The organism is Sphingomonas sp. UYEF23 (assembly GCF_040546165.1).
Lineage (GTDB): Bacteria > Pseudomonadota > Alphaproteobacteria > Sphingomonadales > Sphingomonadaceae > Sphingomonas > Sphingomonas glacialis.
The window spans coordinates 151,503-173,504 of sequence record NZ_JBEPNG010000005.1; the positions used below are offsets into that span (position 1 = coordinate 151,503).

21 protein-coding genes are annotated in these 22,002 nt (G+C 66.9%); 14 read left to right on the forward strand and 7 right to left on the reverse strand.

The genetic code is table 11. The features are described from left to right. The first annotated feature begins 129 nt into the window (after positions 1-129). Positions 130-1,137, forward strand: coding sequence for an alpha-ketoacid dehydrogenase subunit beta (locus ABIB28_RS11370; RefSeq protein ID WP_133192184.1), 1,008 nt, complete (start codon positions 130-132; stop codon positions 1,135-1,137). Beyond that, positions 1,137-2,480: a dihydrolipoamide acetyltransferase family protein gene (locus tag ABIB28_RS11375; protein ID WP_354288213.1), complete on the forward strand. Its 1,344-nt coding sequence runs from the start codon at positions 1,137-1,139 to the stop codon at positions 2,478-2,480. Before ABIB28_RS11370 ends, ABIB28_RS11375 begins: the two co-directional genes overlap by 1 nt. On the opposite strand, the gene ABIB28_RS11380 is transcribed toward ABIB28_RS11375, so the two are convergent. Then, the gene (locus tag ABIB28_RS11380; RefSeq protein WP_189677066.1) at positions 2,477-2,818 is read right to left on the reverse strand and encodes a hypothetical protein; all 342 of its coding nucleotides are present in this window, start codon (positions 2,816-2,818) and stop codon (positions 2,477-2,479) included. The two genes, ABIB28_RS11375 and ABIB28_RS11380, sit on opposite strands and share 4 nt — an antisense overlap. 159 nt (positions 2,819-2,977) lie before the next feature. Continuing rightward, positions 2,978-4,174, reverse strand: coding sequence for an acetyl-CoA C-acyltransferase (locus tag ABIB28_RS11385; RefSeq protein ID WP_354288214.1), 1,197 nt, complete (start codon positions 4,172-4,174; stop codon positions 2,978-2,980). A 113-nt stretch (positions 4,175-4,287) separates the two neighbouring features. Here ABIB28_RS11385 and ABIB28_RS11390 point away from each other — a divergent pair, with 113 nt between their 5' ends. The 3 genes from ABIB28_RS11390 to pip are packed head-to-tail and all read left to right on the forward strand — an operon-like array spanning position 4,288 to position 8,214. Continuing rightward, complete coding sequence (locus ABIB28_RS11390; protein ID WP_354288215.1) at positions 4,288-5,877, forward strand: cisplatin damage response ATP-dependent DNA ligase; 1,590 nt, start codon at positions 4,288-4,290, stop codon at positions 5,875-5,877. A 58-nt stretch (positions 5,878-5,935) separates the two neighbouring features. Next, positions 5,936-7,237, forward strand: a complete 1,302-nt coding sequence (locus ABIB28_RS11395) for a metal-dependent hydrolase family protein (protein WP_354288216.1) — start codon at positions 5,936-5,938, stop codon at positions 7,235-7,237. A gap of 23 nt (positions 7,238-7,260) precedes the next feature. Continuing rightward, positions 7,261-8,214, forward strand: coding sequence for a prolyl aminopeptidase (pip, locus tag ABIB28_RS11400; RefSeq protein ID WP_354288217.1), 954 nt, complete (start codon positions 7,261-7,263; stop codon positions 8,212-8,214). Between the two features lie 121 nt (positions 8,215-8,335). Here the strand turns inward: pip and ABIB28_RS11405 are convergent, their stop codons facing one another. Then, on the reverse strand, positions 8,336-8,842 hold the full coding sequence (locus tag ABIB28_RS11405) for a thioredoxin family protein (RefSeq protein WP_354288218.1): 507 nt from the start codon (positions 8,840-8,842) through the stop codon (positions 8,336-8,338). Positions 8,843-9,060: 218 nt separating this feature from the next. After that, positions 9,061-9,879, reverse strand: a complete 819-nt coding sequence (locus ABIB28_RS11410) for a cold-shock protein (RefSeq protein WP_133191728.1) — start codon at positions 9,877-9,879, stop codon at positions 9,061-9,063. A 203-nt stretch (positions 9,880-10,082) separates the two neighbouring features. Here ABIB28_RS11410 and ABIB28_RS11415 point away from each other — a divergent pair, with 203 nt between their 5' ends. From ABIB28_RS11415 to rpoN, 6 genes are all read left to right on the forward strand, one after another. Beyond that, positions 10,083-10,871 (forward strand): TerC family protein, encoded by a 789-nt coding sequence (locus tag ABIB28_RS11415; protein WP_354288219.1) that lies wholly within the window; start codon positions 10,083-10,085, stop codon positions 10,869-10,871. A 50-nt stretch (positions 10,872-10,921) separates the two neighbouring features. Beyond that, on the forward strand, positions 10,922-11,542 hold the full coding sequence (locus ABIB28_RS11420; RefSeq protein ID WP_133191730.1) for a ribonuclease D: 621 nt from the start codon (positions 10,922-10,924) through the stop codon (positions 11,540-11,542). A 26-nt stretch (positions 11,543-11,568) separates the two neighbouring features. Continuing rightward, positions 11,569-12,216, forward strand: coding sequence for an LPS export ABC transporter periplasmic protein LptC (lptC, locus tag ABIB28_RS11425; protein WP_189677074.1), 648 nt, complete (start codon positions 11,569-11,571; stop codon positions 12,214-12,216). 5 nt (positions 12,217-12,221) lie between these two features. Continuing rightward, positions 12,222-12,761, forward strand: coding sequence for an LptA/OstA family protein (locus ABIB28_RS11430; protein ID WP_189677075.1), 540 nt, complete (start codon positions 12,222-12,224; stop codon positions 12,759-12,761). Between the two features lie 128 nt (positions 12,762-12,889). Then, positions 12,890-13,666 carry an LPS export ABC transporter ATP-binding protein gene (gene lptB / locus ABIB28_RS11435; RefSeq protein WP_133191733.1) on the forward strand — a complete coding sequence of 259 codons (777 nt, stop codon included), beginning with the start codon at positions 12,890-12,892 and terminating at the stop codon, positions 13,664-13,666. A 115-nt stretch (positions 13,667-13,781) separates the two neighbouring features. Next, positions 13,782-15,287, forward strand: a complete 1,506-nt coding sequence (rpoN, locus tag ABIB28_RS11440; RefSeq protein ID WP_354288220.1) for an RNA polymerase factor sigma-54 — start codon at positions 13,782-13,784, stop codon at positions 15,285-15,287. A gap of 71 nt (positions 15,288-15,358) precedes the next feature. Here rpoN and ABIB28_RS11445 read toward each other — a convergent pair whose 3' ends face one another. The 3 genes from ABIB28_RS11445 to ABIB28_RS11455 all read right to left on the reverse strand — a co-directional run bounded on the left by ABIB28_RS11445 (position 15,359) and on the right by ABIB28_RS11455 (position 17,479). Continuing rightward, on the reverse strand, positions 15,359-15,679 hold the full coding sequence (locus ABIB28_RS11445) for a tetratricopeptide repeat protein (protein WP_354288221.1): 321 nt from the start codon (positions 15,677-15,679) through the stop codon (positions 15,359-15,361). A 246-nt stretch (positions 15,680-15,925) separates the two neighbouring features. Next, complete coding sequence (locus tag ABIB28_RS11450; protein ID WP_133191736.1) at positions 15,926-16,351, reverse strand: hypothetical protein; 426 nt, start codon at positions 16,349-16,351, stop codon at positions 15,926-15,928. A 129-nt stretch (positions 16,352-16,480) separates the two neighbouring features. Then, positions 16,481-17,479 (reverse strand): ligase-associated DNA damage response exonuclease, encoded by a 999-nt coding sequence (locus tag ABIB28_RS11455; RefSeq protein ID WP_354288222.1) that lies wholly within the window; start codon positions 17,477-17,479, stop codon positions 16,481-16,483. A 109-nt stretch (positions 17,480-17,588) separates the two neighbouring features. Here ABIB28_RS11455 and ABIB28_RS11460 point away from each other — a divergent pair, with 109 nt between their 5' ends. The 3 genes from ABIB28_RS11460 to ABIB28_RS11470 are packed head-to-tail and all read left to right on the forward strand — an operon-like array spanning position 17,589 to position 21,783. After that, complete coding sequence (locus ABIB28_RS11460; protein ID WP_354288223.1) at positions 17,589-18,323, forward strand: hypothetical protein; 735 nt, start codon at positions 17,589-17,591, stop codon at positions 18,321-18,323. Positions 18,324-18,377: 54 nt separating this feature from the next. Then, positions 18,378-20,792, forward strand: a complete 2,415-nt coding sequence (locus tag ABIB28_RS11465) for a ligase-associated DNA damage response DEXH box helicase (RefSeq protein ID WP_354288224.1) — start codon at positions 18,378-18,380, stop codon at positions 20,790-20,792. A 40-nt stretch (positions 20,793-20,832) separates the two neighbouring features. Continuing rightward, a complete protein-coding gene (locus tag ABIB28_RS11470; RefSeq protein ID WP_354288225.1) occupies positions 20,833-21,783 on the forward strand; it encodes an aspartyl protease family protein in 951 nt (316 codons plus the stop codon). Positions 21,784-22,002 lie beyond the last annotated feature (219 nt).

A 22,002-nucleotide genomic window follows, 5' to 3' on the forward strand; every position in this document is an offset into this window, starting at 1 on the left:
CCCGCTTCTTTTTCTGGCGACGGGGCCAGGCAGCGGGATCCCCGCTTTCGCGAGGATGACGGAGTATGCATCGTGAGCGATTCTGAAACAGCGGTCGAAACCGAAATCGAAACCCCGACCTCGACTCGCATGAACATGATCCAGGCGATCAACTCCGCCATGGACGTGATGATGGGCCGCGACCCCGACGTGATCGTGATGGGCGAGGACGTCGGCTATTTCGGCGGCGTGTTCCGCGCGACCGCTGGCTTGCAGTCGAAATACGGCAAGACCCGCGTGTTCGACACGCCGATCAGCGAATGCGGCATCATCGGCGTCGCGGTCGGGATGGGCGCCTACGGCCTGCGTCCCGTCCCCGAAATCCAGTTCGCCGATTACATCTACCCCGCGCTCGACCAGTTGGTCAGCGAGGCGGCGCGGCTGCGCTATCGCTCGGCGGGCGAATTCACCGCGCCGATCACGGTGCGCTCGCCGTTCGGCGGCGGCATCTTCGGCGGGCAGACGCACAGCCAAAGTCCCGAGGGCATCTTCACGCACATTTCGGGCGTGAAGACCGTGATCCCCTCGACCCCGTACGACGCCAAGGGCCTGTTGATCGCCGCGATCGAGGACAATGATCCAACGATCTTCTTCGAGCCCAAGCGCATTTATAACGGCCCGTTCGACGGCCATTGGGACAAGCCGACGCAGAACTGGTCGCAGCATCCCGCGGGCGAGGTGCCGACCGGATACTACAAGATCGAGCTCGGCAAGGCGAAGGTCGTGCGCCCCGGCGAGGCGCTGACCGTGCTCGTCTACGGCACGATGGTGCATGTCGCGCTCGCGGTGATGGAAGAGGCCGGCGTCGACGCCGAGGTGATCGACCTGCGCACGCTCGTACCGCTCGACATCGAGACGATCGAGGCGTCGGTCAAGAAGACCGGGCGCTGCATGATCGTGCACGAGGCGACGCGCACCTCGGGCTTCGGCGCCGAATTGTCGGCGCTGGTGCAGGAGCGCTGCTTCTACCATCTCGAAGCCCCGATCGAACGCGTGACGGGCTTCGATACGCCGTATCCGCACAGCCTCGAATGGGCATATTTCCCGGGCCCCGTCCGCATCGGCGAGGCGCTCAAGAAGATCATGAAGGACGCATAATGGCGCGTTTTACGTTCAAGTTGCCCGACATTGGCGAGGGCATTTCCGAGGCCGAGATCGTGGCATGGCACGTCGCGGTCGGGGACCGGATCGAAGAGGACCAGCAGGTCGCCGACATGATGACCGACAAGGCGACGGTCGAGATGGAATCGCCGGTGTCGGGCGTGGTGGTCGAACTTGCGGGCGAGGTCGGCGACCAGGTGTCGATCGGCGCTGCGCTGGTGGTGATCGAGACCGATGCCGCAGACGTTGGTGCTGAGGAAGCGCCCGCGTTGCGCGATGACGCGCCGGTCGAGCTGAAGGCCGCGCCTGCGTTGGCCGAGCAGGTCGAGGTCGCGCAGCAATATGAAGCCGAGAACCCCGGCGTGGAGGAAGCGCAACCTGCTCCCCGCCCGCTTGCGGGAGGGGCCGGGGGAGGGCAGGACGCCCCCGCCAGCGCTCCGCCCGTGGCTGCGTCCCCGCCCGCCAGCGGGAGGGGAGCAGAAAGGGCGCTTGCCTCCCCTGCGGTCCGCGCGCGCGCGGCCGATCTCGGCATCGACCTTACCCAGGTAAAGACCGAGTCCGACCGCGTCCGCCACAGCGATCTCGACGCCTTCCTCCGCTACGGCCAGGGCCAGGGCTATCACGCCCCCCACGCCAGCAACGCACGCCCGGACGAACCGATCAAGGTCATCGGCATGCGTCGCCGTATCGCCGAGAACATGGCGGCGTCGAAGCGCGCGATCCCGCATTTCACCTATGTCGACGAAATCGACGTCACTGCCCTTGAGGCGATGCGCGCCGATCTCAACGGCGCGCGCGGCAACCGCCCCAAGCTGACGATGCTGCCGTTGATGATCGCCGCGATCTGCAAGACGATCCCCGCCTTCCCGATGATAAACGCGCGCTATGACGACGAAGCCGGCGTGGTGACGCGTCACGGTGCAGTGCACCTCGGCATGGCGACGCAGACCGATGCGGGCCTCACCGTCCCCGTCATCCGCGACGCGCAGGACCGCAACGTGTGGCAGCTCGCCAGCGAAATCCTCCGCCTTGCCGAAGCCGCGCGCGCCAACAAGCTCACGCCGCAGGAAATGGGCGGCGGCACGCTGACCGTTACCTCGCTCGGCCCGCTCGGCGGAATCGCGACGACGCCAGTGATCAACCGTCCCGAAGTCGCGATCATCGGGCCGAACAAGATCGTCGAGCGGCCGGTCTTCGTCGGAGATGAGATCGTCCGCGCCAAGCTGATGAACCTGTCGATCAGCTGCGATCACCGCGTCGTCGATGGCTGGGATGCGGCCAGCTTCGTCCAGGCGCTCAAGCGCTATCTCGAAACGCCCGTCTTGCTCTTCGCCGACTAGCCGCGCAGCGCCGATCGTCTCCGAAGCAGCGCCTTCGGAGCGAGCCGGTTCGCCAAGGCGCCGTCTCGACTCGGCAAGAGCGCCTCACCACCTTGCGGAAGCGGCGCGGCGTCGCCGTGCAAATTGACCGCGACCGTCGCCGGGCCAAACTGTTTGGCGTGGTCGCGCACCTCGGCGAAGCATTCTGGCAAGGTCGCATGGCGCAGTCCGTGCGCGGAAACGCTGGCGTCGCCGTCAAGGCGACGCCAAGTCCATTCGGAAGTGGTCAAAGACATTTCCGATGGAACCAGGAGAACCTCATAGCGAGCACCGGTCGACATGTCTGTAGAACGGGTCACACCTGCCCCTGTTCCGCACTCGATGAGTTCGCTAACATAGATTAAACAGATAGGGGCAAAACAAAAACTGTAACATTGTTTAGCCTGACACCCGATTTTGCTGCTTTGCTCTTGTTAAGGAGGCAAAAACTAGCCTTGTTCGGAGTGCCCCTAGCGTGGCTAAACGATTTCGAACAGCCCCGCTGCGCCCATTCCGCCCGCGGTGCACATCGACACCACGACCCAGCGCACGCCGCGCTTGCGACCCTCGATGAGCGCGTGCCCGACGAGCCGGCTGCCGGTCATGCCGAACGGGTGTCCGATCGCGATCGCGCCGCCGTTGACGTTGTAGCGCTCGGGATCGATGCCGAGCGCGTCGCGGCAATAGAGGCATTGCGAAGCGAACGCCTCGTTCAATTCCCACAGCCCGATATCGGCGACCGAAAGGCCAGCGCGCGCAAGCAGCTTGGGGATCGCGAACACCGGGCCGATCCCCATTTCGTCGGGTCCACACCCCGCCGCCTGGAAGCCGCGATACACGCCGAGCACCTCGCGCCCCTCGGCCTTGGCGGTGGCATGGTCCATCACGATCTGCGCCGAGGCACCATCGGACAATTGGCTGGCATTGCCCGCGGTGACGTTCGCACCGGGCCCGGAGAAATCGCCGCCCGGCCAGACGGTCTTGAGCCCCGCCAGCGCTTCGGCCGTCGTCCCTGCGCGAATGCCCTCGTCCTGCGCGAGCGTCACCGTCTCGCTGCCGGTGCGGGTCCCTGCCTTGTCGAACAGCGCCTTCTCGACCGTGATCGGCGCGATCTCCTCGGCGAACGCGCCGCTCTCGAGCCCGCGCGCGGCGCGCTGCTGGCTCATCGCGGCATAGGCGTCCTGCGCCGCGCGGCTGATATTGTAGCGCTCGGCCACGATCTCGGCGGTTTCGATCATCGGGATATAGGCGGCGGGCTCCCGCGCGATCACCGACTGGTTGACGTAGCGCGGCGCGTCCTTGGTCACCGTCAGGCTGATCGATTCCATCCCGCCGGCCAGCGCGACGTCGATCTCGTCGCACATGATCGAGCGCGCGGCGAGCGCGATCGCGGTGAGCCCCGATCCGCATTTGCGGTCGAGCGTGAAGGCCGGCACCGTTTCGGGTAAGCCGGCGGCGAAGGTCGCCATCCGTCCGGCATTGCCGCCCTGGCTGCCCCATTGATTGCCGACGCCCCAGAAGATCTCGTCGATCCGCGCGGGATCGATCCCCGCGCGCGCCACCGCGGCGTTCATCACGTGCGCCGCAAGCTCCGGCGCCTCGGTCGCGTTGAACGCGCCGCGATACGCCTTGCCGATCGGGGTACGGGCAGTGGAGACGATCGCAGCTTCACGCATGACAGAACCTTTCGAGGATCGGGTATGGCATCCAGCCTAGGATCCCGCGCCGCTCGGAGCAAGCGCGGGATGCCGCTTGCGGAACCCCAGCGCCGCGCGCATGTTGAGGGACAATGCGCGCTTTTGCCGACCTTCTCGACCGGCTGATCTACACCCGCTCGCGCAATGCGAAGCTTAAGCTGATCACCGATTATCTGCGCGTCACGCCCGATCCCGATCGCGGCTGGGCGATGGCGGCGTTGACGGGCGAGCTCGACTTGCCCGGCGTCAAGTCCGCGGTGATCCGCACGCTGATCGAGCAGCGCGTCGATCCGGTGCTGTTCCGCATGAGCCGCGACTATGTGGGCGATACCGCCGAGACCGTCGCGTTGCTGTGGCCGACCCCGCCGATCGCGCCCGACCCCGAACCCCTGTCGATCGCGCAGGCGGTCGATCGCCTGTCTTCGCTGTCGCGCTCCGATGCGCCTGCCGCACTCGCCGCGATGCTCGACCAGCTCGATTCGGACGAACGCTTTGCGCTGCTCAAGATGGCGACGGGGGCGTTGCGGATCGGCGTGTCGTCGCGGCTCGCCAAGACCGCGCTCGCCAACGGCTTCGATCTCGATGTCGAGGCGGTCGAGGAAGTGTGGCACGGCATCGCGCCGCCCTACACTGCCTTGTTCGACTGGGCCGAGCGGCGCGGGCCGCAGCCGACCGCCGCCGACGTACCCGTATTCCGCCCGTTCATGCTCGCGCACCCGCTCGAGGAGCTGCGCGTCGACCTGAAGGACTATGCCGCTGAGTGGAAATGGGACGGCATCCGCGTCCAGATCGTCCATGTCGCCGGCACGACGCGGCTCTACAGCCGCACCGGCGACGATGTGACGGCTAGCTTTCCCGAAGTCGCGCGCGATTTCACCACGCCGGGCGTGCTCGACGGCGAGCTGATGGTGAAAGGCGACGCGCAAGGCTCGGCAACCGAAGAAGGCGGGGCGGCGAGCTTCAACGCGTTGCAGCAGCGGCTCGGCCGCAAGGTCGTGTCGGCGAAGATGCTCGCCGAATCGCCGGCGTTCGTGCGGCTCTACGATATTCTCTATGATGGCGACGAGGATCTCCGCCCGTTGCCGTGGGACCAGCGCCGCGTCCGGCTCGAGGCCTTCGTGTCGCGGCTTGACCCCGAGCGGTTCGATCTCAGCACCGTCATTGCGGCGGAGGATTTCACCGCGCTCGAGGGCATTCGCGCGGGCGCGCGCGATGCCGCGATCGAGGGCGTGATGCTCAAGCGGCGCGATTCGCCCTATGTCGGCGGGCGCAAGACCGGGCTGTGGTACAAATGGAAGCGCGATCCGCTCACCGCCGATTGCGTGATGATGTACGCCCAGCGCGGCTCGGGGCGACGCTCGTCCTTCTACAGCGATTATACCTTCGGTTGCTGGACCGAGGACGGCACCTTGCTCCCCGTCGGCAAGGCGTACTCAGGGATCACCGACGAGGAATTGAAGCGGCTCGACCAGTTCGTGCGCAACCATACGACCGGGCGGTTCGGCCCGGTGCGCGAGGTCGAGAAGACGCTCGTGCTCGAAATCGCGTTCGATTCGATCCATCAATCGAAGCGCCACAAATCGGGCGTGGCGATGCGCTTTCCACGCATCGCGCGGATCCGCACCGACAAGCCCGCCGCCGAGGCCGACACCGTTGCGGCGCTCGAGCGGCTGATCACGTGACCCCTCGACACCGCCCCCGCAGCGATTAGGCTGCGCGCAAAAACCCAGGGGGGAAATGATGCGCAAAGTCCTGATCGCCGTAGCCACAGTGCTGGCCTCGACCGCTGCCACGCCGCTGTTCGCCGAAACCTTCGCGATCCAGGCCGGCCATCTCATCGTCGACGCCGCCAAGCCCGAACGGGGCGCCTCGACCGTGATCGTCACCGACGGTCGGATCGTGCGGATCGACGACGGCGCCACCGCGCCCGCCGGCGCGACGGTGGTCGATTTGCGCGACCGGACGGTGCTGCCCGGGCTGATCGACGTCCATGTCCACCTCACCAGCAATGCCGGCGAGCCGTGGTACAAGGGCCTGACGCCGGGGTATTCCGAACCCTATGCCGCGACGATCGGCCTCAAGAACGCGCTGATCACCGCGCGCGCGGGCTTCACCACGGTGCGCGATCTCGGCGGGCTGCCCGCCGCGAGCATCGCGATGCGCGACGCGGTGAAGGACGGGAGCTTTCCAGGCCCGCGCATTCTCGTCTCGGGGCCCGCGCTGTCGATCATCGGCGGGCATGGCGACGGCACGGTCGGGCTCAACCCCGATCTGCGCCATGCGATCGACGCGAGCGGCGAGCAATTCTGGGTGTGCACCGGGCCGCTCGAATGCGCCAAGGCGGTGCGGCGCGTCGCGGCGTACGGCGTCGACGTGATCAAGTTCCACGCGACCGGTGGTGTGCTCGACGATGGCAAGATCGGCCTCGAACAGCATTTCACCGACGAGGAAATGAAGGCGATCTGCGACACCGCGCACCAGCTTGGCCTCAAGGCCGCAGCGCACGCGCATGGCCCCAAGGGAATCGCCGCGGCGGTGCGCGCCGGGGTCGATTCGATCGAGCATGGCACCTTCGTCGATGACGCCGGCGTCGCGCTGATGAAAGCGCACGGCACGTACTATTCGGCGACGCTCATGGCCTTTTCGGGGCTTCAGCAATATCTCGGCAAGGGCGTGTTCACCGCCAATGCCGAGACGAAGGGGCGCGCGACGCTCGCGGTGTGGGGCAGGGGGCTCAACCGCGCCTACAAGGCCGGCGTGCCGATCGCGCTCGGCACCGATGCCGCGGTCTATCCGCACGGGCGCAATGGCGAGGAACTCGGGCTGATGGTGACGAAGGGCGGGATGACCCCGCGCGACGCGCTGATCGCGGCGACCAAGGGCGGCGCCGATCTGCTCGGGCTGGCGGGCGAGACGGGGACGCTCGATGTCGGCAAGTCGGCCGATCTCATCGCGGTGGCGGGCGATCCGTTGGTCGACCCTGCCGCGGTGCTCAAGATCGGCTATGTGATGGTCGAAGGGCGGCCGATCCCGCTCAAATGACCTCTGGCTCCGGACCCGTTTCGATGACCGACCTGCGCACGCTCTATCCCGAGATCGAACCTTATGCGAGCGGCACGCTCGACGTCGGCGACGGGCATACGCTCTATTACGAACGCTGCGGCACCCCCGGCGCGACGCCCGCGGTGTTCCTCCACGGCGGGCCCGGCGGCGGCATTTCGCCGAGCCATCGCCGGCTGTTCGATCCGGCACGCTACGACGTGCTGCTGTTCGACCAGCGCGGTTGCGGGCGTTCGACCCCGCATGCGGCGCTCGAGGCGAACACGACCTGGCATCTCGTCGACGACATCGAGCGGCTGCGCGCGCTCGTCGGGGTCGAGCGCTGGCTGGTGTTCGGCGGATCGTGGGGGTCGACGCTTGCCCTCGCTTATGCCGAGACGCATCCGACGCGCGTCAGCGCGCTGATCCTGCGCGGCATCTACACCGCGACGCCGGCCGAGCTCGCCTGGTATTATCAGTTCGGCGTGTCGGAGATGTTCCCCGACAAATGGGCAGGCTTCGTCGCGCCGATCCCGGAGGCCGAGCGCGGTACTATGATCGAGGCGTATCGCCGCTTGCTGACGGGCGACGACGAGGCGGCCAAGCTCGAGGCCGCCAAGGCGTGGACGATCTGGGAGGGCGAGACGATCACGCTGCTGCCCGACCCGGCGATGAGCGCGGCATTCCAGGACGGGCATTTCGCGCTCGCCTTCGCGCGGATCGAGAATCATTTCTTCGCGCACAATGCCTGGCTCGAGGACGGCCAGTTGCTGCGCGATGCCGGGCGGCTGACCGGAATCCCGGGGACGATCGTCCATGGCCGCTACGACATGCCGTGCCCGGCGCGCTATGCCTATGCGCTCCACCAGGCCTGGCCCGAGGCCGAGTTCCACCTGATCGAAGGCGCCGGCCACGCCTATAGCGAGCCCGGCATCCTCGACCAGCTGATCCGCGCCACCGATCGCTTCGCTGGGGGCTGAACGCAATCCCATTTCGTCACCCCGGGCTTGTCCCGGGGGCCACCGCGCCGCGCGTGCTGTGCCGTGAGACTGTGCATCCCGGTGGACCCCGGCACGAGGCCGGGGTGACGGTCAGATTGCTTTAGCGGACCCAGCTCGCCAGCCAGTCAGACAGCGCTTGCGGGCTGAGCGTGCGCGCATCGGCGAGCGCGGCGGTGCGGCCTGGGTTTTTCAGCGTGTCGGTCTTGGGATCGACGATCAGCACGCTCGGCACGCCGCCGCCGAAATGGTCCTTGAGACCGTACTTCGCCGCCACATCGAGATTCTTGTCGAACCGGCCGACATCGACCGTGACGATCTCGTACTTCTTGGCGAGGAATTCGCGCAGGCCCGGCAATTCCATCGTCCCCGCGAGCAGACGGCAGTCGAGGCACCAGTTTCCGCCAAGGTCGATCAGCAGCAGCTTGTGCTGCGCCTTGGCGCGGGCGCGCGCCGCGGCGACGTCCGCCTTGGCGTTCGCGGTCTCGTCATACGGCAGCGGAAGCGGAGTCTTGAGCTGCGCGAAGCTCGCCGCGGCAACCTTGGGGCCGGGAGCCGCGAGCGTGGGCGCGGCGAAGGTGAGGGCGATCGTGGCAAGGGCTAGGCGCATCTATCGTCTTTCTGTGCTTCTCCGGCGAAGGCCGGGGCCCAGGCGTGGGCGGGTCGTTGATTGGTCACACCCAGCGAACGCCTGATAGCGCGACTGGGCCCCGGCCTTCGCCGGGCAGCTGACGAAAATACGGCACACGCCCCGCGCCGGACACAAAGAAAAACCCGGCAGGCCTAAAGGCCCGCCGGGTCTATCTCGTTTGCGTCAGACGAAAGCGATTAAGCGATCGACGTCAGGTTCACAGCCGCCATCTTGCCGCGACGATCGACTTCGAGCTCGAACTCGAGCCGGTCGCCCTCGTTGAGCGAGGTCATGCCGCCACGCTCGACTGCCGAGATGTGGACGAACGCGTCGGGCTGGCCATCGTCGCGCTGAATGAAGCCGAAGCCCTTCATCGCGTTGAAGAACTTGACCGTGCCGGTTGCCTTCTCGCCGGTCAGCTGACGCTGCGGCGCACCACCAGGAGCGGCGCCACGCGGGCCACCGGGAGCTGCGTCACGCTCGCGCGGCGGGCCGCGGTCGGTGACGGCCATCGGCTCGCCGTCGATCTTGAGGTCGGTCGCCGAGATGCGGCCGCCACGATCGACGAGCGTGAAGCCGAGCGGCTGGCCCTCTGCGAGACCGGTCAGGCCGGCTTGCTCGACAGCCGAGATGTGCACGAACACGTCCTCGCCGCCGTCATCACGAACGACGAAGCCGAAGCCCTTCTGCCCGTTGAAGAACTTTACGACGCCAGTGCCTTCACCGACAACCTGCGGGGGCATGCCGCGGCCACCGCCGCCTGCGCCACCACCGCCGAAGCCGCCGCCACCGCCGCTGCGGAAACCGCCGCCGCCGCCGCCGCCGCCGAAGCGATCGCCGCCGCCACCGCCGAAGCGATCGCCGCCGCCACCGAAGCGATCACCGCCGCCGCCGCCGAAACGATCGCCACCGCCGCCGCCGAAGCCGCCGTCGAAGCCGCCGCTATCGCCGAAACCGTCGCGCTTGTCGCGCCCGCGCCCGCCACGATCGCCGCGGCGTCCTTTATCGAAACTCATGCCCTGTTCGTCTTCCCGGTTCGTCCGACATCGATATCGCAACCGTTGCGTCGGACGAAAGACGCAGGGTTTCGGCACCAAACCAATCGTGCCACCGAATCGTGTAACGCAAATTGCCAGACCCTGCGAATGAATTCGTCGAAAATACGGCACGAATCACACGCTTCTTGCGCAGATGTGGCAAGCACGGCACAGACTCGGGCATGTCGATCCCCGCCTTGCTCGCCGATCCCGCCGCCTGGGCCGCTCTGGCGACGCTGATCGTCATGGAGATTGTGCTCGGGATCGATAACCTGGTTTTCATTTCGCTGCTGTCGAACAAGCTCCCGCCCGAGCAGCGCGAAAAGGTCCGCCGAGTCGGCATCGGCCTGGCGCTGGTCCTGCGACTCGGTCTGCTGTCGATCATCGCGTGGATCGCCGGGCTGGTGCGGCCGGTCTTCGATCTCGGGCTGACGGGGATGCTCGATGCGCACGGCGCGCCATCGTTCGAAACCGCGTTCTCGGTCCGCGACCTGATCCTCATCGCGGGCGGCGTCTTCCTGCTGTGGAAGGCGACCACCGAGATCCACCATACGATCGACCACGACGAAGCGAGCGAGGAGACGCCCGGCAAGGCCGGCGCGGCGCTGTCGTTCGGCATGGCGATCGTCCAGATCCTGCTGCTCGACATGGTGTTCTCGATCGATTCGATCCTAACCGCGATCGGCATGACCGATGATCTGCCGGTGATGATCGTGGCGGTGGTGGTCGCGGTCGGCGTGATGCTGCTCGCCGCGACGCCGCTCGCCAATTTCATCGCCGCCAATCCGAGCGTGGTCATGCTCGCGCTCGGCTTCCTGCTAATGATCGGCGCGGTGTTGATTGCCGACGGTTTCGGCGTGCATGTGCCCAAGGGCTATATCTATGCGGCGATGGCGTTCTCGGGTGTGGTCGAGGCGCTCAACATCGCGGCGCGGCGCGCGCGGGGACGCACGCCGTCGCATCGAGGGTGAGCGCAAGCCCACCCATTGAGCAGCGGCCCATTCGCCGCTAGGGCCGGGCGATGACTGTACATCTTTACGAAGAAGACATCCCCGCCGAACTGTTCGCGCCCGGCGCCGACATCGCGGTCGACACCGAGACGATGGGGCTGATCACGCCGCGCGACCGGCTGTGCCTGGTACAGCTGTCCGACGGTGGCCCCGACGAGCATCTCGTCCGCTTCTCGCCCCATAGCGATTATGCCGCGCCCAATCTGCGCGCGTTGCTCGCCGATCCGGCGCGCGTGAAGCTGTTCCACTTCGGGCGGTTCGATCTCGCGGCGATCAGCCATTATCTCGAAGTGACCGCAGCGCCGGTCTATTGCACCAAGATCGCGTCGCGGCTGGTGCGCACCTATACCGATCGCCACGGGCTCAAGGAGCTGGTGCGCGAATTGCTTGGCCAGGATATCTCAAAGGCGCAGCAATCGTCCGACTGGGGCGGCCCGGTGCTGAGCGAGGCACAAAAGGATTATGCCGCGTCCGACGTGCGCTATCTCCACGCGATGCGCGAGGAGCTCGACCGCCGGCTCGTCCGCGAAGGCCGGATGGAACTCGCGCAGGCGTGCTTCCAGTTCCTGCCGTGGCGCGCCGAGCTCGACATTGCCGGCTGGCCGGAAGTCGACATCTTTGCGCACATGTGATGCCAGCCGCGGCGGGGAGCAGCCCCATGTCTGACGCGCGGTCTGACGCGCGCGCGATTCGCGATTCGCGCAAGGTATGGGCGGCGCCGGGCAGCAGCCACGACCGCGTGATCGGCACGCTGCGCATCGTGCTGCCGATCCTGATCGGCGTGCTCGCCGCGTTCGTCGTCGTGCTCCCGCTCTATTCGGGCGGCGATGTCAGCTTCCTGCTCGACAAGAAAAAGGTCGAGGTCGCCAAGGAGCGGCTGCGCGTCCAGTCGGCGAGCTACAAGGGCGAGGACGACAAGGGCCAGGCCTTCGCGCTGACCGCGGGGTCGGCGGTGCAGAAGAGTTCGGCCGAACCGATCGTCAAGCTCGAGAAGCTTACCGCGGAAATCGGCCTCAAGGACGGTCCTGCGAACATCGTCGGCGAGCATGGCCATTACGACATGGACAAGCAGCAAGTGACGATAGACGGCCCGGTGCGCGTCAACGGCAGCGGCGGCTACCGCCTCGTCACGCAGGATTCGACGGTCGATCTCAAGACCCGGACGATGAAGAGCGGCGGCGCGGTGACGGGCTCGGTGCCGCAGGGCACCTTCAGCGGCAACCAGCTCAATGCCGATCTGGTCAATCATATCGTGCGGCTCGATGGTAATGCGCACTTGCAGATCATCCCGCGAAAGAAGAGATAGTCCCGATGCAGCGCCTTCTCGCCTTTTTCGCCGTTTCGCTCGTTCTGTCGGGGGCGGCGGTCGTGAGCGCACAGACGGCGCACAATTCGGCCGCGCCGATCAACTTCAGCGCCGACCATATCGAGCTGCAGGACAAGGCCAATCGCGCGCTGCTGTCGGGCAGCGTGTCGGTGAAGCAGGCCGAGATGACGCTCAATGCGGCGCGGATGACGGTCGCCTATACCGGCCAGGTCGTCGATGGCAGCCCGCAGGTGTCGCGACTCGACGCGGCGGGGAATGTCGTCGTGACTCGGCCCGACCAGACCGCGCGCAGCAACTTCGCGGTGTACGATCTCAACAAGCGCGTCGTGACGATGCTCGGCGCGGTGACGCTGATCCAGGCGGGCAACACCGTCAATGGCGGACGCCTCACGATCAACCTCGATACCGGTCGCGCAGTGATCGACGGCTCGTCGGTCGGCGGCGGCGGTGGCGGCAAGGCCGGCACCACGACGAGCAGCGGCGGTCGCGTCAGCGGGACCTTCTCGGTCCCCAAGCGTAACTGACGCGAAAGCGGGGCAATTCGGCGCCAGCTGCTATCCCGCGCGGCGCGAATGGCGTATAGGCATGCACGAAGCCTGCCAGATGCCGTGCGGTTAACCCTTCGCTAACTCTAAACTGCGAGCACGCCCCGATGAGCGACACCATGACCCTCGACAGCGCGCCGCCGATCGCCGAGCAGCCGGTCAATGATGGGCTGTCGGTCGTGTCGATCGCCAAATCGTACGACAAGCGCAGCGTGCTGACCGACGTTTCGGTGTCGGTCGCCAAGGGCGAAGTCGTCGGGCTGCTCGGGCCGAATGGTGCTGGCAAGACGACGTGCTTCTATTCGGTGATGGGGCTGGTGAAGCCCGATTCGGGCCGCATCATGCTCGACGGCAACGACATTACCGGCCTGCCGATGTACCGCCGCGCGATCCTCGGCCTCGGGTATCTCCCGCAGGAAACCTCGATCTTCCGCGGGATGACGGTCGAACAGAACATCCTCAGCGTGCTCGAGCTCGCCGTTCCCGACAAGGCGCAGCGCGCGCTCCGGCTCGATACGCTGCTCGACGAGTTCGGCCTGACGCGGCTGCGCGATTCCCCATCGATGGCGCTGTCGGGCGGCGAGCGCCGCCGCGCCGAGATCGCGCGCGCGCTCGCCGCCGATCCGTCGATCATGTTGCTCGACGAGCCCTTCGCGGGGATCGACCCGCTGTCGATCGCCGACATTCGTGACCTGATCTGCGAATTGAAGAAGCGCGGCATCGGGGTGCTGATCACCGATCACAACGTGCGCGAGACGCTCGAGATCGTCGACCGCGCCTACATCATCTATGACGGCCGCGTGCTGTTTACCGGCTCGCCCGCCGAGCTTGTCGCCGACGCCAACGTCCGGCGGCTGTATCTCGGCGAGGGCTTCTCGCTCTGATCATGGTGGACGCCACCTCCCTCGTCGCCCCGGCGCAGGCCGGGGCCGCTGGGTTGTCTGGCGGAGCGGGCGCGGCAAACGCAGCGGCCCCAGCCTACGCCAGGGCGACGAATCGGTGAGTCTCGCGCCGCGCCTGGACCTGCGCCAGTCGCAATCGTTGGTGATGACGCCGCAGCTCCAGCAGGCGATCCGCCTGCTCGCGCTGTCGAACCTCGAGGTCGAGGGTTTCCTCGCAGAGGAAATCGAGCGCAATCCCTTGCTCGAGGCGAGCGCGCCCGAAGACGACGGCCCGACACAGGACCGTGAACCCGACGCACCGATCCGCGACCAACCCGCCACCGCTGACGAACTCCTGCTGGCTGGCGGCGATTCGGGCGAGGCCTCGCTCGACGTCGATTTCACCGCCGAGAGCTTCCACCATGACAGCCCAGCCGATCAGGCGGGGGGCGCGGGGATGGACGGGTCGCTCGGTCTCAACGGCGCAAGCAGCGGCGGCGGGACGGGCGAGGACGGCCCCGATTTCGACAGCTTCGCCGATACCGGCCTCAGCCTGTCGGACCATTTGCTCGCGCAGGCCGGCACCGCGGTCGAGGGCGCCGACCTGTTCATTGCCGCGCATCTGATCGATCAGATCGACGAATGCGGCTATCTCACCGCGTCGCTGCTCGACATCGCGACTCGGCTCGGCGTGCCGCTGGCGCGCGTCGAACAGGTGCTGGCCATCATCCAGACCTTCGAGCCGACCGGCGTCGGCGCGCGCGATCTCGCCGAGTGCCTCGCGCTTCAGGCCAAGGAAGCCGACCGCTACGATCCGTGCATGGCGCGGCTGATCGACAATCTCGATCTCGTCGCGCGCGGCGATCTCACGCGGCTTCGCCGGCTGTGCAACGTCGATGACGAAGACTTGGCCGACATGATCCGCGAACTCCGCGGCTATGATCCCAAGCCCGGCTGCCGTTTCGGCGGCGAACCGACCCAGGCCGTGGTGCCCGATCTGTTCGTCGCCAAGCGCAAGGACGGCTGGGGAATCGAGATCAACGCAGCCACGCTGCCGCGCGTGCTCGTCAACCGCAGCTATTATACCGAACTGTCGAGCGCACGCGGCGACAAGGCGAGCAAGGCGTGGCTCGGCGACATGCTCGCCAGTGCCAACTGGCTGGTGAAAGCGCTCGACCAGCGCCAGCGCACGATCATCAAGGTCGCCGCCGAGATCGTGAAGCAGCAGGAGGGGTTCTTCCTCCACGGCGTCGCGCAGTTGAAGCCGCTGACGCTGCGCCAGGTCGCCGACGCGATCGAGATGCACGAATCGACGGTGTCGCGCGTCACCAGCAACAAATATCTGTCGTGCGCGCGCGGGCTCTATGAGCTCAAATACTTCTTCACCTCGGCGATCCAGTCGTCCGAAGGCGGCGAGGCGGTGTCTGCACAAGCGGTCAAATCGGCGATCAAGGCGCTGATCGGGGCGGAGGGCGACAAGATCCTGTCGGACGACACGTTGGTCGAATTGCTCAACGCCAAGGGCTTCGACATCGCGCGGCGCACGGTCGCGAAATATCGCGAGGCGCTCGGGATCGGATCGTCGGTGCAGCGCCGGCGGGCGCGGGCGCTCGAGGGCGCATAACGGGGGCGCGTAAAGGGCGCGCCTAATCGAAAGCGCGAGCCGGCCCGACCGAAGTCAGGCCGGCCACAAGCTCAACGCGCGGTCAGCGCAACGTCGCGCGCGAGCGCGCGCTTGGCGACCTGGTGCGACCAGACGGCATCGCCGGTCGGCGTTTCGAGCATCGCATTGTCGAGCGTGAGCGCACGACGCAGCGCAGTATTGGCGTCGGCGGTGCGGCCGGCGCGCTGATAGGCGGCGGCGAGCTCGATCGCGACACCACCGTCGTTCGGCGAGAGCTGCGATACGGTTTCAAGCGTGCGCACGGCAGCGGTGGGATCGCGCGTTGGCGCCGCTGCGGCCGGAACGACGGCCGCGCCTGCGACAAGGATGGCGATAGCGAATTTCAGGGTCATCATCAGTCTCCACATTAGTCTGTTACAGAATGATGACATATATTGCAGATATGTGAAGCAATAAATTCACTTATGTGAATCTGCAGTGTCGCAAGCGGTTTTCGGCCCGGTAAGCGCCTGAAATCGGAGCCATTTGGAGCGCGCACGCCAACCCTCGCGGCGATCGCCACGTCGCTGACACCGCGCGAGGCGGTGCCAAATCCTGCTCGTGTCGATCTGCCTCAGGCGAAGCCGCTGGCTTTGTGCTTATTTGGCCGGGGTCGCCGCTTTAGGGTTTCCGGCCTCGACGATCAGCGCGGCCATCGCCTTGGGGTCGGCGAAGCTGCCCAATTGCTGGAGCTCTTTCTGCACCAGCGGATCGCCCATCAGACCGCGCATCGCGACGCCGCCGAGCGCACCAAAGCTTGTTTCGATCGACGACACGCCATCGAACTTGATTGCTTCGATCGCTTGTGGTCGGCATTCGACCGTCAGCAGGCGATTGAAATACACCCCGGTCCGGCGGTTGAAATCTTCGCGTTGCGTCGGTGTGATCGTCGACAGCGCCTTCACCGCGGGGCCCGCCGAGATTGCCGAGAATACCCATTGCACCAACAGCGTCTGGTCGGCGGGCGAGCTGTGATCGACCAGGCATTTCGAGAGTGTGTCGCCAAAGCTGCTGGCGTGCGCCACGTTCGGGGTAGCGGCACAGACGATCGCAGCTGCGACGCCTGCTCGAATTGACCGTCGTACCATGCTGCTTTCCCCCGAAAATTGATTCGATCTCTAATCTCGTCGGGAAAAACCGTCCAGCGCGATCGCTCAGTCGTCCTCGTCCTCATAGCCCGACAGCGCGAGCGCGCGTGCCTTGATCTGGCGAGTCTGGCACCAATGCACCAGTGCATCCTCGCGGCCATGCGTCACCCACACTTCCTTGGGCGCGATCTCGGTCAAAGTGTCGGTCAGTTCGTCCCAATCGGCGTGGTCCGACAGGATCAGCGGCAGCTCGACGCCGCGCTGCACCGCGCGCTGGCGCACGCGCATCCAGCCCGATGCCATCGCGGTGATCGGATCGGGCAGGCGGCGCGACCAGCGGTCGGCCATCGCACCGGGCGGCGCGATCACGACATGGCCCATCATTTCGGCCTTGTTCGCGACCGTCGCGGGACGCAACTCGCCAAGCTCGACGCCGTGCGCCTGATACAGCGCGCACAATTTCTCGAGCGCACCGTGGATGTAGATCGGCGCGTCATGCCCGCGTGCGCGCAGCTCGGCGATGACGCGCTGCGCCTTGCCGAGCGCATACGCGCCGACGAGCACGCAGCGCGTCGGGTTGGCGTGGAGCGCGGCGGTCAGCTTGTCGATCTCGTCGCCGGTCTCGGGGTGGCGGAAGACGGGCAATCCAAACGTCGCCTCGGTGATGAACACGTCGCATTTGACCGGCTGAAAGCCAGCGCAGGTCGGGTCGGCGCGGCGCTTGTAATCGCCCGACACGACGACTCGCTCGCCACGATATTCGAGCAGGATTTGTGCCGAGCCGAGCACGTGCCCCGCGGGAACGAAGGTGGCCTTGACGTCGCCGAAGGTGTGGCTTTCGCCATAGGCCACGGGGTTGCCGGGTTGCGGCCCATAGCGCGCGTCCATGATCGCAAGCGTCTCGGGCGTCGCCCACACCGCGTCGTGCCCGCCACGCGCGTGATCGGCATGGCCGTGCGTGACGAGCGCGACGGGGGAGGGGCGCGACGGATCGATCCACACATCGGCGGGCTTCACGTAGATTCCGTGCGGGTGGGGTTCGATCCAGTCGCCGAGCTTTGCCATCATGGCTATATGGGTGGGACGCGTTTGAGTTCCAAATCTCCCTCTCCGCGCGGGTAGCGGGATTTGGGTGCGCCTTGGATTGGCCCCATTGCTGTAGGATCGGTACGGCATGACTCGCGTCCCTTTACCTTCCGCCCTGCCGACCCGCCATAACAGCAAGATGTTTGGCCTCGGCATGATCGCGCTGGCAGCGGCCATGCCCGTCACCGCCGCGCACGCCGACGCGCTGCAGACCCGGATCGTCGCGACCGCCCGCGCCACGCCGACCGTGCGTCATGCCTTTCGCCGCACGCTCGCGTTCGAGCGGACCGGCGCTCCGCGGAAAACCTATGTCGAGCAGTTCGACCCCAGCCGCGCGCCCGCCGAGCGCTGGTCGTTGATCAGCATCGACGGCCGTGCGCCTACGCCGAAGGAAATCGCCAAGTCGCGCAAGGCCAATCACGGGCCGATCCCGTCCTATGCGGAACTGGCGGCGTGGTTCGGCAGCCCCGCGACGCGCAGCGAGGTCGGCGGCGGCGTGCTCTACCGCTTTGCCCGGCTGCCCGCAGGCACCTTCAAGATCGGCTCGCACGACGCGTCGGCCGATACGCAGGTCGAGGCTTTGGTCAACACCAGCGGCGCGGTGCCGTTCGTCGAGCGCGTGCGGATGACGTCGAACAAGAGCTTCAGCGTGATGCTCGTCGCCTCGCTGCGCAGCATCACGGTCGACCAGCGCTATCGTCTGCTCGGCGATGGCATTGTCGTCCCGTCGGACGCGACCAGCGCGCTGACGGGCGCGATGATGGGCAAGGCCGGCACGATGCAAACCAGCACGAGCTACAGCGAGTATCGCGCAATTCGGTGACGCGCGCGCGCGCGGGGCTGGTCATTGCCGCGTCGCGCACCCCATATCGGGGGAGTGAGCGTATCCGACCTTCCCGCCCCGATCACCGACTGGTTCGCTGCCAAGGGCTGGGCTCCCCGCGCGCACCAGTTGGCGATGCTCGACGTCGCGCGGGCGGGCCATCACGGCCTGCTCGTCGCGAGCACTGGTGCTGGCAAGACGCTTGCGGGTTTCCTGCCCTCGCTAACCGAACTGATCGAGACCCCGACGCAAGGCCTCCACACGCTCTACGTCTCGCCGCTCAAGGCGCTCGCGGTCGACGTCCAGCGCAACCTGCTCACGCCCGTAGCCGAGATGGGCCTCGACATCCGCGTCGAGACGCGCACCGGCGACACCGCCTCGGACCGGAAGGCGCGCCAGCGGATCAAGCCGCCGCAGATCCTGCTGACCACGCCCGAATCGCTCAGCCTGCTGCTCAGTTACCCTGACAGCGGGCTGATCTTCGAGAACCTAAGGACGATCGTCGTCGACGAAGTCCACGCCTTCGCCACCGGCAAGCGCGGCGATCTGCTGTCGCTGTGCATGGCGCGGCTACAACGCCTCGCGCCCGATCTGCGCCGCGTCGCGCTGTCGGCGACGGTGGCCGACGCCGACGGCTATCGCGCTTGGCTCGCCCCCGATGGCGATATCGATACGGTCGATCTGGTGCAGGGCGAGCCCGGCGTCCCCGCCAATATCGCGATCCTGCTGCCCGAGGGCCGCGTTCCCTGGTCGGGCCATTCGGGCCGCTACGCCGCCGAGCAAGTGATGGCCGAGATCGAGACGCACAAGACCTCGATCGTCTTCTGCAACACGCGCAGCCTGGCCGAGCTGATCTTCCAGGATCTGTGGAAGGTCAACGCGATGAGCTTGCCGATCGGCATCCACCACGGCTCGCTGTCGCTCGAAGCGCGGCGGAAAGTCGAAGGCGCGATGGCCGATGGCAAGCTGCGCGGGCTCGTCGCCACCGCCAGCCTCGACCTGGGGGTCGATTGGGGCGATGTCGACTGCGTCATCCAGATGGGCGCCCCAAAGGGATCGTCGCGATTGCTGCAGCGGATCGGGCGCAGCAATCACCGCATGGACGAGGCTTCTGAGGCGGTACTCGTCCCAGGCAACCGCTTCGAATATCTCGAAGCGCGTGCAGCCCTCGACGCGGTCGATGCGGGCGAGCTCGACCCCGACATCTTCCGGCAAGGCGGGCTCGACGTGCTGGCACAGCATATCATGGCGTGCGCTTGCGCCGCGCCGTTCCAGGAAGCCGAGATGCTCGACGAGATCCGCTCGGCCTTGCCCTATTCCGCGCTGACCGATGCGACCTTCAGCCGCGTGCTCGGCTTCATCCGCGACGGCGGCTATGCGCTCCAGGCCTATGACAAGTTCAAGCGGCTGACGCAGGATGCTGATGGCAGCTGGCGCGTCAGCCATCCCAAATTTGTTGCGCAGCATCGATTGAACGCCGGGATCATCGTCGAGGCCACGATGCTCACCGTCCGCTTCAAGAACGGCCGCTCGCTCGGCAAGGTCGAGGAGGGGTTTGCCGCGACGCTCAGCCCCGGCGACACCTTCTTCTTTGCGGGCATGAGCCTCGAAGTGATGGGGATGGACACCGAGGACCTGCTCGTCCGCGCGACCGCGCGCCCGGCGCGAATCCCGACCTATGGCGGCGCGCGGATGGCGATGTCGACCAACCTCGCGCAGCGCGTCCGCGGTTTCCTCGCCGATCCGTCCGAATGGCCGCGCTTTCCCGACGACGTGCGCGAATGGCTCGAAATGCAGCAGCGCCGCTCGACGCTTCCCGCGCCCGGGCAATTGCTCGTCGAGACCTTCCCGCGCGAGGGACGGCATTACATGGTCGCCTACAGCTTCGAGGGCTGGAACGCGCACCAGTCGCTCGGGATGCTCGTCACGCGCCGGATGGAGACGATGGGGCTCAAACCGCTCGGCTTCGTCTCGAACGATTATGCGCTCGCCTGTTACGGGCTCGAGCCGATCACCGACCCGCAAGCGCTCTTCTCGCCCGACATTCTCGAGGACGAGTTCGTCGACTGGGTGCAAAGTTCGGCGCTGCTCAAACGCGCCTTCCGCGAGGTCGCGGTGATCGGTGGCCTCGTCGAGCGCCAGCACCCCGGCAAGCGCAAGACCGGCAAGCAAGTCACCTTCTCGACCGACCTGATCTACGACGTGCTGCGCAAATACGAGCCCGGCCATTTGCTGCTCGAAGCCGCCTGGGCCGACGCGCGCGCGCGCATGACCGATGTCGGGCGCTTGGCCGACCTGCTCGATCGCGCGGTCGATACGATGCTCCACGTCGATCTCGACCGCGTGTCGCCACTCGCGGTGCCCGTGCTCACGCTGATCGGCCGCGAGAAGATTGCCACGGGACTCGCCGACGACGCGCTGCTGATCGAGGCCGAGGCGCTCGCCGAGGAGGCGATGCGGCTCGACTGATCGGCTTGTCGTGCGGCCGAAACGGGCGTAGTTTGTCGCCATGAACCCGGTGCTGCTTGTCGCTGTCCCGATTGCCGCGGCGCTGGCCCAGCCCCAGCCTGTGCCGACCCCAGCGGCCTCGCCTGTTGCGCAGCATGAGCTGCAGCAAAACCCCGCCGAGCAGCTCGATTTCGTCTCCGAGGGCCTTCGCATGACCGTGCCGGTGACGATCGGCCCGGCCGGCCCGTATCGCTTCATCGTCGACACCGGCGCCGAGCGGACCGTGATCGCGCGCGAACTCGCCGCCAAGCTTGGCCTGGTGCCCGGGAAGAGCGTCCATGTCACCGCGATGGCGGGGTCGGCGCAATTCGGCACCGTCGTCATCCCCGATCTGCAGATCGGATCGCCGGGCGGTGGCGCGCGGCTGTCGACGCGCGGGATCGAGGCGCCCGCGCTCGTTGCGCGCAATCTCGGCGCCGCCGGCCTGGTCGGGATCGACACGCTGCAAGGCCATGCCGTGACGATCGACTTCGCCGCGCAGACGATGACCGTCATCCCCTCGACCAAGCGGCTGCGCAAGGAGCGCTTCGGCCCCGACGATATCGTCATCCGCGCAAAAAATCTGCTCGGCCAGCTCGTCGTCACCGATGCGAGCTATCGCGGGCGCACCGTGCGCGTCGTGATCGACACCGGCGCCGATACCAGCATGGGCAATCTCGCGCTGCGGCGGCTCGCCGCGCCGTCGAGCAGCGCGGTGACCGCGGTAAGCGTGCTCAGCGTCACCGGCGCGTCGCTCCAGGCCGAGCAGGCGCTGCTCGATCGCGTGCACTTCGGCGAGATCAGCTTTGCCAATCTGCAGGTGGCGTTCGTCGATGCCGCCCCCTTTGCGCGGCTCGGGCTGCACGACCGGCCTGCGCTGCTGCTCGGCATGGATGCGCTGCGGTTGTTCGGCCGCGTGCGGATCGACTTCGCCAATCGCGAACTGCGCCTCGCCCAGCCCAAGGTGCCATAACCCTCTTCGCCCCTCCCCTTCAGGGGAGGGGATGGGGGTGGGGGACGCCTCGCAGAGATCGGCGCTCGTGACTTCCCCACCCCAACCCAGTGTCAGGTCGGTCAGGCCCCCGGCCTGACCTGAACCGCGCGGGGCGCGGTTCACCTGACGCTCCTGAAGGGGAGGGGCTTTTAGTCGCCCGTTGCGTTCCCGCGCGACCACGCTAGCCTCCCGTCAAAC

Excerpts from the sequence above, each read along its gene's own strand:
- ABIB28_RS11430 (WP_189677075.1), top strand. The coding sequence starts at position 12,222 with ATGCAGCGCCTTCTCGCCTTTTTCGCCGTTTCGCTCGTTCTGTCGGGG.
- ABIB28_RS11460 (WP_354288223.1), top strand. The coding sequence starts at position 17,589 with ATGACTCGCGTCCCTTTACCTTCCGCCCTGCCGACCCGCCATAACAGC.
- ABIB28_RS11370 (WP_133192184.1), top strand. The coding sequence starts at position 130 with ATGAACATGATCCAGGCGATCAACTCCGCCATGGACGTGATGATGGGC.
- lptC (WP_189677074.1), top strand. The coding sequence starts at position 11,569 with ATGTCTGACGCGCGGTCTGACGCGCGCGCGATTCGCGATTCGCGCAAG.
- ABIB28_RS11415 (WP_354288219.1), top strand. The coding sequence starts at position 10,083 with ATGTCGATCCCCGCCTTGCTCGCCGATCCCGCCGCCTGGGCCGCTCTG.
- ABIB28_RS11420 (WP_133191730.1), top strand. The coding sequence starts at position 10,922 with ATGACTGTACATCTTTACGAAGAAGACATCCCCGCCGAACTGTTCGCG.
- ABIB28_RS11385 (WP_354288214.1), bottom strand. The coding sequence starts at position 4,174 with ATGCGTGAAGCTGCGATCGTCTCCACTGCCCGTACCCCGATCGGCAAG.
- ABIB28_RS11405 (WP_354288218.1), bottom strand. The coding sequence starts at position 8,842 with ATGCGCCTAGCCCTTGCCACGATCGCCCTCACCTTCGCCGCGCCCACG.
- ABIB28_RS11390 (WP_354288215.1), top strand. The coding sequence starts at position 4,288 with ATGCGCGCTTTTGCCGACCTTCTCGACCGGCTGATCTACACCCGCTCG.
- ABIB28_RS11470 (WP_354288225.1), top strand. The coding sequence starts at position 20,833 with ATGAACCCGGTGCTGCTTGTCGCTGTCCCGATTGCCGCGGCGCTGGCC.
- ABIB28_RS11375 (WP_354288213.1), top strand. The coding sequence starts at position 1,137 with ATGGCGCGTTTTACGTTCAAGTTGCCCGACATTGGCGAGGGCATTTCC.
- pip (WP_354288217.1), top strand. The coding sequence starts at position 7,261 with ATGACCGACCTGCGCACGCTCTATCCCGAGATCGAACCTTATGCGAGC.
- ABIB28_RS11455 (WP_354288222.1), bottom strand. The coding sequence starts at position 17,479 with ATGGCAAAGCTCGGCGACTGGATCGAACCCCACCCGCACGGAATCTAC.
- ABIB28_RS11395 (WP_354288216.1), top strand. The coding sequence starts at position 5,936 with ATGCGCAAAGTCCTGATCGCCGTAGCCACAGTGCTGGCCTCGACCGCT.
- ABIB28_RS11445 (WP_354288221.1), bottom strand. The coding sequence starts at position 15,679 with ATGACCCTGAAATTCGCTATCGCCATCCTTGTCGCAGGCGCGGCCGTC.
- lptB (WP_133191733.1), top strand. The coding sequence starts at position 12,890 with ATGAGCGACACCATGACCCTCGACAGCGCGCCGCCGATCGCCGAGCAG.
- ABIB28_RS11410 (WP_133191728.1), bottom strand. The coding sequence starts at position 9,879 with ATGAGTTTCGATAAAGGACGCCGCGGCGATCGTGGCGGGCGCGGGCGC.